Source organism: Arthrobacter parietis (assembly GCF_039530425.1).
Taxonomy (GTDB): Bacteria; Actinomycetota; Actinomycetes; order Actinomycetales; family Micrococcaceae; genus Arthrobacter_D; species Arthrobacter_D parietis.
The window spans coordinates 942,595-956,473 of sequence record NZ_BAAAON010000001.1 but is presented as its reverse complement, the minus strand read 5'-3'; the positions used below and the strand labels follow the sequence as shown (position 1 = coordinate 956,473).

The window sequence follows — 13,879 nt, the reverse complement described above, 5'->3', positions numbered from 1 at the left end:
TTAAACCATGACGACCGCCAGTACCCAGGACCAGCCGACCGGCGATACCCCGATGCTTCCCGACGAGGGCCACGTTTCGGCAGCTGTGGCCGACGCGGTGGCGGAGCGGGCCGGTCACCTGTTTGGGCTCATGGGCAATGGCAACGCACATCTGATCAGCCGGCTCACGAGGCGCGGCTTCCCGTTCACCTCCGCCCGGCATGAATCCGCAACCGTTGCCATGGCGGATGCGTATCACCGGGCAACGGGTGGGGTGGCTGCGGCGACCACCACGTACGGCGCCGGCTTCACGAATACCTATACGACCCTGGCCGAGGCACGTATCGCCCGCATCCCGCTCGTTTTGGTGGTCGGGGACGCACCGGCGGCCGCCCCGCGGAACTTCGACATCGACCAGACGAAAGCTGCCGAAGCGGCTGGGGTGACCACCCTCGTTGCCCGCCCCGGCAACGCCGCCGAGATCACTCACCGCGCCTTCGACCTCGCCCTGCAGACGGTGCAGCCCGTCATCGTCGCCATCCCGTATGACCTCGCCACTGCGCCGCTCACCGACCCCGAGCCGCTCGAACCGCTGCCCGCCAAGGCTGTGTGGCCGCCGGAAGAGTCGGACCTTGAGCGCGTGACCGAACTGCTAGCCTCGGCGAAGCGTCCGGTGGTAATCGCCGGCCGCGGGGTTGTCCTCGCGGACGCCGCGGCGCCGCTCAAGGAGATCGGTGACCGCCTGGGCGCCCTCTTCATGACCTCCGTCATGGCGATCAACGCCTTCGATAGCGAGTGGGACCTGGGGGTCGCCGGAGGCTTCACCCGCCGCCACCGCCTCGAAGTGGCGCGCCGGGCCGACGTCGTGCTGGTGGTCGGGGCCAGCATGAACATTTTCCAGACCCGGTATGGAACCCTGTTTCCGGAGGGAACCCGGATCATCCGCGTGGACAACGAGCCCGACGAAAATCACCCCATCGTTGTCGATTACATCCGCTCCGATATCCGCCCGTTCGTTGAGGGCCTTCTGGAGCAGGTGGAGCCGGCAGCCACGTCCACCTGGCGCCAGCAAATCCCCGAGGTTGCCGGTGAGGATTTCCGGTCCTCCCATCCCATCGAAGATCCCGTCGAGTTCGGTCCCGACGGACGCCTCAACCCGCGGGCCGTCGTCGCGGCGCTCGAGGACATCCTCCCGGCAGAGCGCTCCGTGGTCATGGACGGCGGGCACTTCATCGGCTGGGCGCCCATGTACCTGTCCGTGCCCGATCCGCACGCCATGATCCTGGTCGGCACCGCCTTCCAATCCATCGGCATGGGCTTCGGATCCGCAGCCGGCGTGTCGGTGGCACGGCCGGACCGCACCACCGTCCTGGTCAGCGGCGACGGCGGCGGCCTTATGGGCCTGGCCGACTTCGAGACCTTCCTCCGCGCCACCCGTCGGGGCGTACTGATTGTGCTCAACGACTCCGCGTACGGCGCCGAACTCCACCAATATGCCGCCAAGGGCCTGCACAACCAGGCGATGCTCATCGATGAAGTGGACTTCGCCGCCGTCGGGCGCGCCCTCGGTGCCAAGGGTGCCAAGGCGCACGCCCTCGCCGACCTCACCGAACTGAAGACCTGGCTGGCGAGCGACGACGACGGCGTGTTCGTCCTCGATGTCGCCATCTCCCAGCAGGTGGTTGCTGAGTTCATGGCGGAGTCGGTGGCGATCAAGAAGTAAGCCGCGTCCGGCTACTGCCCTGCGCAGTCGCGTAAGGCGGAAGCTTCATAGTCAGGCACCGGCCGGGCTTGTGCCTCCTCCAGTGTTTCCGCTATGCCGTTCTCCTCGATATCCTCGATCAGCCAGTCCATCTCGCTAATTTCCCGCCGCTGGGCCTCGCTGATCTCGACGGCGAGCTGGCACACCCGCACGTCGGCCAGTTCGGCGCGTTCGGACCGGGTGATGGCCAGCGAGTGGTGCGGGATCATGGCGCTCATGTAGTCCTGATCATCCACGGTGGTCTGGCTGCGGTCGAGGAAAGCGCCGCCGCCCAGCAGCAGGAGGCTGACCACCACCACGGCCACGTTCGCCTTTGTGTTCTTGTACATGTTCAGCATCCAGCCGAGCATGATCAACCCCATCGTGCCGCCCATGGCGAGTGTCATGAACACGCGACTCTCGCTGAAACGGATATGGCTCCATTCCCAGGAGCCGATGAACATGACAAAGTACATCACCACCATGGCGGTCAGGATCATAGCGCCGAACCGCAGGTACATGTTTCGCATCTGGTGGGATTTCCGCTCGTCCTGCCCCTGTTCGTTGGACTGCTTCTTCTCCGTGCTCGACATTGGACTCCTCCTTCAGCATCGGAGCCGGCGCCGCCGGGTACGGCTGCTCTTACCGGCTGTAATTCAACAGTAGGCTGATGAATCGATGCTCGCACCTGCGTGCCCGCCGTCCGAGGCGATCAAGGAACGACGACGGCGCTCACCTCTCCCTGTGCCACGGTCACCTCATAAGTGGTCGACGAACCGTCGGGGGAGGGCACCTCAACCCTGGAGCGATGCCCCTCCTCGACTGCAAAGGCGCTGAACTCGACATTGGCTGCCCAGTCATAGTCCGGCCGGTTGGAAACGGTGCCCAGGGGCAGGATGGTTCCTGGCCGAACGAACACGGGAGCTTCCATGACCGAGAAGGAGCGGCTGTGCCAGCGGGGGCCCTCGAGGGTGTCACCCGACTCGAGATGGATCCACGTTCCTTCCGGGAGGTAGAACGAGTGCTCGCCGCCGGCCTCCAGCACCGGCGCAACCAGCAGGCTACTGCCGAGCATGTACTGCCGGTCGAGGTGGGCACACCCCTGGTCCGCAGGGAACTCCAGGAACATGGGCCGCATCACCGGGGTTCCGGAGGAATACGCTTCCTCGGCTGCGCCTGCCAGATACGGCATCAGATGCATCTTCAGTTCGGTGAAGTGCCGCAGCACATCCACCGACTCCTCATCCACGAGCCACGGCACCCGGTAGGAGTTGGATCCGTGCAGGCGGGAGTGTGATGAGAGCAGCCCGAACGCGATCCACCGCTTGAACATCTCCGGCTCCGGCGTGCCCTCAAACCCCCCGATGTCGTGGCTCCAGAACGCGAAGCCCGAGGACGCCAGAGACAAGCCGCCGCGCAGGGATTCGGACATTGCGGCGAAAGTGGATTCGCAGTCCCCGCCCCAGTGCACGGGCAGCTTCTGACCGCCGGTGGTCGCGGACCTGGCAAACAGGACCGCTTCACCGACCCCCAGCTCCTTCTCGAGCAGCTGGAACACCGCTTCGTTGTACAACTGGGTGTAGTAGTTATGCATCCGCTGCGGGTTCGAGCCGTCATGCCAGGTGACGTCGGTGGGGATGCGTTCGCCGAAGTCGGTCTTGAAGGAGTCCACTCCCTGCCCCAGCAGGGTGCGCAGCTTGTCCTGGTACCAGAGGACGGCGTCGGGATTGGTGAAGTCAACCAGCGCCATCCCGGCCTGCCAGAGATCCCACTGCCACACGGAACCGTCAGCCCGCTGCACCAGGTAGCCGAGCTCGCGGCCCTCCCGGAATAGGTGGGAGCGCTGTGCAATATAGGGGTTGATCCACACGCACACCTTGAGCCCGCGCTCGTGCAGGCGCCGCAGCATTCCCTCCGGGTCGGGGAAGGTGGCCGGATCCCAGACGAAGTCGCTCCAGTGGAAAGCCCGCATCCAGTGGCAGTCGAAGTGGAATACGGAGAGCGGCAGGTTGCGCTCCGCCATGCCGTCGATGAAGGACATGACGGTGTCCTCGTCATAATCCGTGGTGAAGGACGTGGACAGCCACAGACCGTAGGACCACGCAGGAATCCGCGCGGGCCTGCCGGTCAGCTCCGTGTACCGGCGCAGGATCTCCTTCGGTGACGGCCCGTAGATCACGAAGTACTGAAGCTTCTGGCCCTCCACGCTGAACTGCGCACGGGAGACCACCTCCGAGCCAATCTCGAATGAAACCCGCTCAGGATGATTCACGAACACCCCGTACCCGGAGTTGGTCAGGAAGAACGGCACGTTCTTGTAGGCGAGGTCACTGGAGGTTCCGCCGTCCTCGTTCCAGACGTCCACCGACTGGCCGTTCTTGACGAACGCGCCGAAGCGCTCGCCGAGCCCGTACACATTGGTGCCCACACCGAGGGTGAGCTGCTCGTGCACAAAGGAGCGGCCGGCGTCGTCGGTAATGAAACCGACGCTCCGCGGCACCGAACTGGTGAGCAGCTTTCCGTCGCCGGTGAAGTCAACCGTCCAGTCGCCGCTCAGGCTGACGGACGCGGTGAGCGCACCGGAGGTCAGGGTGGCGTGGGTGTCCCCGACGGACACGTCGACGGCGGGGTGCGCGTCCTGCAGTTCGAACCGCGGATTGGGGTCAAGGGCGCCCTGGAAGTGCTCGATCGTCACGCCGATGACGCCCTCAAGCGGCGACGAAAAGGACACCGTCAGCTGCGGGCAGTTCAGCGCATCGCCGCGGGCATTGATCCGCTGCGTTGGAGCGTAGATCTCGAGTCCGGAATCGGTGGCCACGGCGTCCGAAATGTCCCGCGGATGCAGGGCGGTGAGGCCCTTGCGGTACATCCAGTATCCGTCAGTGAATTTCATGCTGTTCCTTTATGTGGTGCGTTCAAAGTGAGTGTGCAGTTGTCGAAACGCTTCTCTTTCGCAGCCGGTTGAATCGTTGCGAATGGGAATCGAAGTGTGTCGAAGCTAGGATGGAAGCCGTGGCCACCATGAATGATGTCGCCCGGGAAGCCGGGGTATCGCTGAGCACTGTTTCCTACGTACTGAGTGGAAAGCGAACCATCTCCGAAGAGACCCGGCTGGCTGTCCAGAGTGCTATCCGGAAGCTCGACTACAGTCCGCATTCCGGTGCCCGGGCGCTCGCCTCCAACCGCTCCAACGTGCTGGGACTGATGGCACCGCTTCGCGCGGACGTGAACGTCAGCGTGATCATGCAGTTCGTGGCAGCCGTGGTCACCACGGCGCGCACCTACAACCAGGACGTCCTTCTCCTGACCCAGGACGACGCCGGCGGACTGGAAAGAGTCACATCCCAGTCCATGGTGGACGGACTCTTGATGATGGACATCGAAGCGCGCGATCCCCGCATCCCCCTGCTCGCCAAACTGCGCAAGCCGGCAGTGCTGATCGGCCTCCCGGATGATCCGCAGGGGCTCAGCTGCGTCGACTTCGATTTCGCGGGCGCCTCCCGGACTGCTGTGCGGCACCTCGTGGACCTGAATCACCGCAGTATCGGTTTCATTGGATCCCCACAGGCTTCGCTTGAGCGCCATGCCACCTACGCGGACCGCGCACGGAAGGGTTTCACCGAGGCGTGTGAGGCCGCGGGCGTTGGTTCCGTGTTGCGTGCCTGTGAGGCTTCCATGGCGGCCCTCACCGAGGCGCTCACTGCAGTGCTCGACGACGACGGCGCCGCCACCGCAGTCACTGCCCTCGTGGTGCATAACGAGGGACTGCTGCCGCTGCTGCATGAGGCCCTGGCCGGGCGCGGCCTGCACATTCCCGAGGACATATCGGTAGTGGTGATCGCACCGGAGGACGTGGCGCTTGCCGCCGCCAGGCCATGGACTGCCGTCTCCATTCCGGCGCACGACATCGGCCGCGCGGCCGTTGAAATGGTCATGGACCGGCTCAACTCGGACAAGCCGGTTGAGGTGCGGCTGATCGTTCCGACGCTGGTCCAGCGGGAGACGTCGAGCGCGCGCTGACCTGCACGACGCCGTCATCCCTTCACCGCGCCGATCATGACGCCCTTGGTGAAGTGCTTCTGCACAAACGGGTAGACCATGAGGATCGGCACCATGGCGATCACGATGACCGCCATCTGCAGGGCGAGCGATGGCGCCACGCCCTGGCCGACGTCGATCTGCCCCGGCACGGACACACCTTGCAGCACGTAGGAGCGCAGGACCACCTGTAGTGGGTTCTTGGAGCTGTCATTGATGTAGAGCACCGCGTTGAAGAAGGCGTTCCAGTAGCCGACGCCGTAGAACAGCGCGATCACGGCAGTCACCGCCTTGGACATGGGCAGCACGATCTGGGCGAGGATGCGCCACTCGCTGGCCCCGTCGATGCGCGCGCTGTCGAGGATGCCGCGGTCAATCCCCATGAAGAATCCGCGCAGGATGATGATGTTGAAGACGGACACCGCACTCGGCAGGATCAGTGCCCAGTAGGAGTCGATGAGGCCGAGGCCGGAAACCAGCAGGTAGGACGGGATCATTCCGGCGCTGAAGAACATCGTGATCAGCAGGGCGAACAGGATCGGCGTATGAGCAAAGGAGCCCGGCCGTGAGAGACCGTAGGCGCACAGGATCGACACCACCATGCTGAGCAGGGTTCCGGTGACGGTGATGCAGACACTCACCAGCACGGCGCGGGTCACCACGCCGCCGTTCAGGATCTGGCGGTACGCGTCGAGTGAGAATTCACCCGGGATGAGGACGAGGCCGCCCGCCTGGGTGATGGTGCCCTGCGAGGAGATGCTCGTGAGCAGGATGGTGTAGAGCGGGCCGAGGACTGCGAGCACCACGAGGGTCAGGATCACTACCTTTCCCGCCTTGGTCGCAATTCCCGGTTCTTCTTCCCACGCGGGCCGCGAAGGACCGCTACGGCGGGGCCGGGCTGGCTTGATGATCGTTGTCATGACTTGGAATACACCCCGTTTTCACCGAAGAGATGGGCCACCTTGTTGGCGGCGAGAATGAGCCCGAGTGAGATGACGCCCTTGATGAGCCCGGCGGCAGCTGCGTAGCTCCAGTCACCGTTCTGGATGCCGGTGTAGTAGACGAAGGTGTCCAGCACCTCCGCAGCCTCGGCGCCAACGGCGTCGCGCTGCAGGATCATCTGCTCGAACCCGACTGTCAGTGCATCGCCGAGGCGCAAGATGAGCAGCAGGACGATGACGGATCGCAGTCCCGGAAGCGTCACGTGCCACATGCGGCGCCAGCGGTTGGCGCCGTCAACAGCCGCCGCCTCGTACTGCTCAGGATCGATCGCGGCCAGGGCGGCCAGGAAGACGATGATTCCCCACCCCGCGTCCTTCCAGACCGCCTGGGAAGTGATGAGGAACAGGAAGGTGTCCGGATTGGTCATGATGTCCATGCCGCTCCAGCCGTTGGCCCGGAGCATCTGACTCAGGAGCCCCGCGCCGCCCAGCAACTGCTGGAAGACGGACACCACGAGCACCCATGAGAAGAAGTGCGGGAGGTAGACGATCGCCTGAATGGTGGCACGCATGGCCGGCCGAAGCAGGGAGTTGAGCAGCAGTGCCAGCGCAATCGGGACGGGAAAGAAGAACACGAGCTGGAAGCCCGTGATGACCAGCGTGTTGCGGACTGCGTTCCAGAAGTTCGGATCGCCGAACACCCGCGCGAAGTTCTCCAGGCCCACCCAGGGGCTGGCCGGGATGCCGATAAACGGCGAGTAGCTCTGGAACGCAACCACATTGCCGAGCAAGGGCACGTAGGCAAACACAACCAGAAGGACGACGACGGGAAGCGCCATCAGCACCAGCGAGCGGTCGCGCCGGAACCGGGCTTTCAGACCCTGCTTGCGCCGGACAGGCGGCGGGGCGGGCAAGGTCGGAACGTCGTCGTCGTGCTTGTCTGCCGCCCGGTTGCCGCGGCGGATGAAATCGGTGGTGGTCATGGCCGGTGCTATGCGGTCAGGAAGCCGGCGTAGAACTCGCGGAGTTTTTCGCCGCCGTTCTGCTTCCAGGTGGCAATCTCCGAATCGAGATCCTTGAGGCTCTTGCGGCCGCGGGCGATGTCCTTGGCGAGGTCGTCGAACGGTGCGCCGAGGGATCCGTACTGCGGCGGCTCCTGGATCTGCATGCCGAAGAAGACGTCTTCCTGGACGAAGGGGGCCTGGCGGGCTTCCCACTCGGTCTTGGCCTCGACGAAGCCGGGATACTGGACCTGCGAGTTGACGGTGGGCGGGCTGACGAGGAACTGGTACGTGCTCGTGACTTCCGCGCGTCCGAGGTCAGTCATCTGCGGGATGTTCTGGGCGTCGCGCTTGAAGTGCTTGCCCTCGACGCCGCTCGTGATGAGGAGGTTCTCTTCCGTTCCGAAGGGTGCGGCCATGAAGTTCGCGAGTGCCAGGAGTTCTTCAATCCTGGCGGTGTCCTCGGTCTTTTTGATGAAACTGAAGATTCCGGCCGGTTGGCCGCTGAATAGGGTGGGATCACCGCCGTCGGGCGCAAAGAAGTCCATCGGCTGCATGTTGAAGTCCGGGTTGGTGGGCAGTACGCGGCCGAGTGCCTCGTGCCAGCCGCCGACGCCGTCGACCGTCATCAGCGTGGCACCGGACTCGAAGCGCGGCTTTGCCTGCTGGGCGTTGCCCGCAACAGCGTCCGGGTGGACAGCGCCGGACTTGAAGAGCTTGATGATCCACTCGAGGGCGGCCCGGTATTCCTCGGTCTCGAACTTGTTCACCAGCGTGCCGTCCACGAGCTTCCACTTTGGGACGACCCCGTGCATGATCTGCGCGCCGTTCCAGACGTCCTCGGAACCCCAGCGGTTCTTCGACGGGTCAGTGATTTCCTTGGCGATGGTGATGTATTCATCTGCGGTCTTCGGCTGTTCGAGTCCCATCTCCTCGAACAGGTCCGTGCGGTAGAAGAACGCGTCATTGACCAGCGGCGTGGGCATGGGCAGCCCGTAGAGTCCGCCCTCGAAGCAGCTGTACTTCCACGCGGCCGTCGGAATGTTGGCCAGGTTGGGGTACTTCTCCACCTTGTCGCCCGCGAGGTAGGGGGAAAGGTCCGTGAACAGACCCTTGGCCGCCTGTCCAAACCGCGGCGGGATGTTCCAGGAGGGGATGACCACCCAGTCGGGAACGTCGCGCGGGGAGGCGAGGACGGTCTGGATTTTATCGCCGTAGGTATTGCCGTCATTGGCCTGGAACTCGACGGTGGCGCCAAGGCGCTCATTCACCGCCTGGTAGTACGCGTTGTCCGGCAGGCCGCGGGGAATGGCCCACCACGCGGGCGACATGGCCGTGTAGGTGCCGCCGCTTCCGGGAGGCTTCGGGACGGACTTCACCAGTTCGGTGGGGATGGTAGTGAATCCCGGCGTGGACCCGTTGACACCCGGGATGTCCGGCTGGACCAGGTTCATCGGAATGTACTTGGGCACCAGCTTGGCGACGGCTTCCGCCAACCCGCCCGCGGTCGTTGCCTGCGGAGCTGAAGCACCGGTGCTGCATGCGGTCAACAGTGCCGGGGAGGCGGCGAAGAAGGCAGCTCCGCCCAGCAGGCCGAGGAAAGACCGGCGACCGAGGGGCTTGCGGGTGATTGTGCCGTTCGCGGCGTCCGAGATGTTTGGCATGGTGCACTCCTTCGTGTCCAGGCGCGCCGATAGGGGCGCTTGCATGGTTGCAATCAGAATTGGCGGCGCGTCGTCCGGGTCGATTAGTCGAAGCGCTTCGATTGATCCAACCGTAGGGCATCTTTTGTCTCGAGACAAGAGGAAATCGTGTTGCGTATCACAGCGCGTAATGTCAGCATGGTGGTCGAACAGCGCTGTGCAAGCGCTTAAACAATTCTCCCAAGGATCGGAACTTTTTCGTGACCGAAACCCGTATGGCCATCCGTACCGCGCAGAGCATCCTCGCAACGCTCGCCCGGGCCGAGAAGATTGCTCTACTCCATCAGCACTCGCCGGCACTTCCCGACGCCGGTCTGGCCTACTTCCATACCGGCGCGGAGGCGGCGCACGGGGTTGCCTGGCTCGGTGACGCGACGGTCTTTCCGCAGACCGTCGGTCTCGCGGCCAGCTGGGACGAGGACCTGCTGCGGCGGGTGGGGCGGGCTGTCGGCGTCGAGATGCGCGCAAAAAAGGCCGCCGATCCCACCGTGAGCCTGAACGTCTGGGCGCCCGTGGTCAATCCGCTCCGGCACCCGCTGTGGGGGCGGAATGAGGAGGGATTTTCGGAGGATTCCGGGCTCACTGCTTCGCTGGCCACCGCTTACTGTGAAGGCCTGAAGGGTGATTCCGCCGAGCAGTGGCTGACCGTACCAACGCTGAAGCACTTCCTCGGGTACAACAATGAGCGTGACCGCAACGTCACCTCAAGCCAACTGCCGCCGCGCGTCCTCCACGAGTATGAGCTGCCTGCCTACCGGCTGCCCATCGAATCGGGGGCTGCGGGCGCCGTCATGCTTTCCTACAACCTGGTGAACGGGCGGCCTGCGCATGTGTCCGACCTGGTGACCGAGCATCTGCGCACGTGGCGGAACGGGGAAACGCTCGCGGTGGTGACGGACGCCGGCGCGCCGTCCTCCCTGTTCACAGCGGAGAAGTATTTCGACGACGGCGCCTCTGCCTATGCGGCTGCCCTGTGTGCCGGCGTTGACAGTTTCACGGACGACGGCGACGACTCCGCGCCGTCCATTGCCTATCTTGAGGAGGCGCTGGATCGCGGGCTCATCTCTGTTGCGGATATCGACGCGGCGGTCCTTCGCTTGCTCACGCTGCGTGAACGCACGGGTGAGTTCGAGCCCGACGGCGGCGTGTATGGATCCATTCCTGCTGAGGCGCTGCTGACCTCCGAGCACGCTGCGCTGGCGCGGGAAGCCGCTCGCAAGTCCGTAGTGGTTCTCCGCAACGCCGCTTCCTCCGTTGGAATCTCAGCTGATGCCGGTCCTGTCCTTCCCCTGCGGGACGAGCCGGGCGCCATCGCCGTCATCGGATCGCTGGGGGCCCACGTGCTGAGCGACTGGTACAGCGGAACTCTTGTGCATCCCGTGAGTATCGCGGCGGGCATTAAGGAGCGGTACGGCAGCGTGATCGCGGAGGAAGGGCTGGACCTCGTTGCGCTTCGCAGCACCCGCACCAACCGGTATGTGGGAGTGCCGGATGGCTCTGCGGCGCTGACAGCTTTGGCGGGGTCACCGGGTTCTGCGGAATCACTGGTGCTCAATGACTGGGGGAATGGCGAGTACACGCTGCGGTCCTCGGTGAACGGACGCTTTGTCTCGGGTGAGAGCGGGTACCTCCGTGCCACCTCGGAGCGGGTTGGTGGCTGGGTGGTTCAGGAGACGTTCGCGCTGCACCGCTCAGTTGAGGGCTCGGTCGCCCTGCGGCACATTGCCTCCGGAAAGTGGGTCCGGGCGGAGGAAGGAACAGGCAGCGCCGTGCTCGTGACGGGATCCGAGCAGGACGCGGACCGCTTCGCCCTGCGCACCATCCGGTCCGGAGCTGAAGCGGCACGCAAGGCAGCGGCGTCCGCGGATGTCGCCGTCGTCGTCGTCGGTAATGATCCGCACCTGGGCGGGCGGGAGACAATCGACCGCACCACGCTGGACCTGCCGCAGAGTGAGCAGGAGCTGATCCGGGTGGTGCGGGAGGCGAATCCGCGGACGGTGCTGGTGATCGTCTCGTCCTACCCCTACGCGCTCGGGGAGCTGGCGGAGGTGCCGTCAATAGTGTGGTCCTCGCACGGAGGGCAGGAGCTTGGGCGCGGAGTGGCGGACGTGCTCAGCGGTGACCATGAACCATCCGGGCGGCTGCCCCAGACGTGGTGGGCGCGGGATGCGGACCTCGCTGACATCCTCGACTACGACATCATCGGGTCCCGGTCCACCTACCACTACAGCACTGCTGAACCGCTCTACCCGCTGGGTCACGGGCTGGGTTACGCCGCTGTGGAGTACGAGTCGGCATCGTATGGTGACGGTGCGCTCGCGGTGTCCGTGCGGAACGCCGGTGGGCGGGATGTTCATGAACTGGTGCAGGTGTATGGCACCTCGGATCTGCCGGGCTACCCCAGGCGGCGGCTTGTTGCGCACGCGAGGGTGTCGCTGAAGCCAGGGGAACGGACGGTGGTTTCGATTCCGGTGGCCGAGGAGAAACTTGCAGTCTTCAGCCCGGCTGCGGGGCGAATGCTGGTGGAGCCGGGAACGTATGACCTGCTGATTGGACGTTCCGCGGTGGACCTGCCGTTGGCGGTTGCCCTCGAGGTGTCCGGCTCGGGTAGTCCGGCGCGGACGCGGGGCTCCTGGATCCGGGCTGAACTCTTCGACGAATCCGTGAACGCCCTGCTGGTGCCGGAGACGCCCCTGCAGGGGACTGCCGTGACCGTCGCCGACCCCGCCCTGCTGCGTGCTTTGCTGACTTACCGCGGGTGGGGCGGGGCTGCGCCGGCGTCGGTCTCGGTGCGCATTGCCCGGAGTGCCGGTGGGTTGCTGCGGATTGTGGTTCCCGGGCCTGCGGATACGTGGCGGGAATGGGGTAGGGCGTCCGTTGCGGCTGGGTACGCCGGGGACGTGGAGATTCCTCTTGCCGGGGGTTGTGATGCCATGCCGGCGGTGGTCCGGCTGGTTATTGAAGGAGGCGTCACCGTGAGCGAGCTTCTGGTTCCTGCCGCCTGATCCAGCTCCGGTTGCTGGCTACTTTTCCTCGGGCGCTGCCGGTCCCTCGCGTTCCTCGTTTCGTTCCTCGTTGGCGTCTCCGTTGCGTTCAGCGGCTCGCCGCCGCAGGAAGCGCCGCGCCGGTCCGGCCCAGGACAGGAGGAGGAGAATCGTGAAGAGGTGGTTGACCAGACCGCCGAGCACCTGAAACGGAATGATCTGCACGAGCGCGGTGACAACCAGCACACCGAGCAGGACGTTCTTGATGATCTTGAGTGCCTGCGGGCTCAAGGGTCGCGGCCATTCGATCATTGCCGTAAGTTCGTCATGCCTGTGCGCGCGTTGCATCGGTCCCCTCTCCTCCCTTAAGGCTATCGCGCCGGCGTGCGGCCCGCTGCCCGTGCCGCCCGCTGGCTGCCCGCAGAAACTGCCCGGAGGTGCAGGGCTGCCGCTTGGAATCGGCAGCCCTGCACCTCAGGGCAGTTTCTGTGTCCGAATCCTCGGCGACTTATCCACATACCCCAGGTACTCGGCCCGCGAGGCCCAACGGCGTTCCATCCTGAGGAGATGAAATCGACTGACTGGCTCACCCGCGGGGACGCTCTCTGGCTCACGGAGACGCTCCTGGACAAGGGGCTGACCACGCGGAACATCCAGGCTCTGGTGAAGTCGGGCCAGCTCGTGCGGCTTCGGAGGGGCTGCTACATGTCAGCCCGAGCCTGGAAGAAGCTGACGCCCAATGCCAGCGCTCTCCGACTGGTTCACGCCCACAAGCACGCCACGGTTGCAACGGCTTCAGGCTCCGGAACGTACAGCCACGCTACTGCTGCCCGGGCCCATGGGCTCCACCTGTGGGAGGTGGACTCAGTCATACACCTGACACAGCCGTCGAACATCTCAGCCACAAGTCATGCGCCGGACGTCCGTAACCATCAAGCGCGGCTGGAGCACTTCGAGGTGACGCGCTGTGCCAAGCTGCGGGTCACGTCCCTGGAGCGGACGGTAGTGGATTGTGCCCGAATACTCCCGTTCAAGCAGGCGCTGATTATCGCTGAGCATGCGCTTCACCTCGGCGCAGATCCGGAATTGATCTGGAAGACCATCGACCGTTTGGCCGGCTACAAAGGCGTCGCCCGGGCCAGGAGGGTAATGACGCAAGCCAGTGTGCTGTCGGAGTCCCCCGGCGAAACGCTCACCTGGTACTTCCTGAGGAAGATGCGCCTGCCAATGCCGGTTCAGCAATTCACCGTCCACACGAACAACGGGGCGCATCGATTGGATTTCGCCTGGGAGGGCATCAAGCTCGCGCTGGAGTTTGACGGTCGAACGAAGTACTTCGACTATGCACCGACGGACGAGGTGCTCTTTCAGGAACGGCGCCGGGAGAAGGCGCTCATGGAGCAAGGGTGGACGTTCATCCGCATCGAGTGGAAGGACCTCTTCGACGAGGCTCGCCTTAAGGAAAGGGTGCTAAGCGCGATCCGCCGAGCAG

At 64.7% G+C, this 13,879-nt stretch carries 10 protein-coding genes; 4 read left to right on the top strand and 6 right to left on the bottom strand.

Features of this window, described 5'->3' with window-relative positions; translation table 11 throughout:
- Positions 1–7 precede the first annotated feature (7 nt).
- Positions 8–1,702 carry a thiamine pyrophosphate-binding protein gene (locus ABFX19_RS04440; RefSeq protein WP_346027637.1) on the top strand — a complete coding sequence of 565 codons (1,695 nt, stop codon included), beginning with the start codon at positions 8–10 and terminating at the stop codon, positions 1,700–1,702.
- A gap of 11 nt (positions 1,703–1,713) precedes the next feature.
- On the opposite strand, the gene ABFX19_RS04435 is transcribed toward ABFX19_RS04440, so the two are convergent.
- Both ABFX19_RS04435 and yicI read right to left on the bottom strand, forming a co-directional pair.
- A complete protein-coding gene (locus tag ABFX19_RS04435) occupies positions 1,714–2,313 on the bottom strand; it encodes a DUF305 domain-containing protein (protein ID WP_277359157.1) in 600 nt (199 codons plus the stop codon).
- Positions 2,314–2,432: 119 nt separating this feature from the next.
- Positions 2,433–4,613 carry an alpha-xylosidase gene (gene yicI / locus ABFX19_RS04430; protein WP_346027636.1) on the bottom strand — a complete coding sequence of 727 codons (2,181 nt, stop codon included), beginning with the start codon at positions 4,611–4,613 and terminating at the stop codon, positions 2,433–2,435.
- Positions 4,614–4,741: 128 nt separating this feature from the next.
- Here yicI and ABFX19_RS04425 point away from each other — a divergent pair, with 128 nt between their 5' ends.
- Entirely contained in the window at positions 4,742–5,740 is a 999-nt protein-coding gene (locus ABFX19_RS04425; RefSeq protein WP_428831022.1) for a LacI family DNA-binding transcriptional regulator, read from the top strand.
- A gap of 14 nt (positions 5,741–5,754) precedes the next feature.
- On the opposite strand, the gene ABFX19_RS04420 is transcribed toward ABFX19_RS04425, so the two are convergent.
- From ABFX19_RS04420 to ABFX19_RS04410, 3 genes are read right to left on the bottom strand one after another with little or no spacing between them, the layout of a single operon-like run.
- On the bottom strand, positions 5,755–6,678 hold the full coding sequence (locus tag ABFX19_RS04420; RefSeq protein WP_346027634.1) for a carbohydrate ABC transporter permease: 924 nt from the start codon (positions 6,676–6,678) through the stop codon (positions 5,755–5,757).
- A complete protein-coding gene (locus ABFX19_RS04415) occupies positions 6,675–7,682 on the bottom strand; it encodes an ABC transporter permease (protein WP_346027633.1) in 1,008 nt (335 codons plus the stop codon). Before ABFX19_RS04415 ends, ABFX19_RS04420 begins: the two co-directional genes overlap by 4 nt.
- Positions 7,683–7,690: 8 nt before the next feature.
- Entirely contained in the window at positions 7,691–9,364 is a 1,674-nt protein-coding gene (locus tag ABFX19_RS04410; RefSeq protein ID WP_277359162.1) for an extracellular solute-binding protein, read from the bottom strand.
- A gap of 239 nt (positions 9,365–9,603) precedes the next feature.
- On the opposite strand from ABFX19_RS04410, the gene ABFX19_RS04405 reads away from it, so the two are divergent.
- Positions 9,604–12,408, top strand: coding sequence for a glycoside hydrolase family 3 C-terminal domain-containing protein (locus tag ABFX19_RS04405; protein WP_346027632.1), 2,805 nt, complete (start codon positions 9,604–9,606; stop codon positions 12,406–12,408).
- Between the two features lie 18 nt (positions 12,409–12,426).
- Here the strand turns inward: ABFX19_RS04405 and ABFX19_RS04400 are convergent, their stop codons facing one another.
- On the bottom strand, positions 12,427–12,735 hold the full coding sequence (locus ABFX19_RS04400) for a hypothetical protein (protein WP_346027631.1): 309 nt from the start codon (positions 12,733–12,735) through the stop codon (positions 12,427–12,429).
- A 219-nt stretch (positions 12,736–12,954) separates the two neighbouring features.
- On the opposite strand from ABFX19_RS04400, the gene ABFX19_RS04395 reads away from it, so the two are divergent.
- On the top strand, positions 12,955–13,879 hold a 925-nt coding region (locus ABFX19_RS04395), incomplete at its 3' end, for a hypothetical protein (protein WP_346027630.1).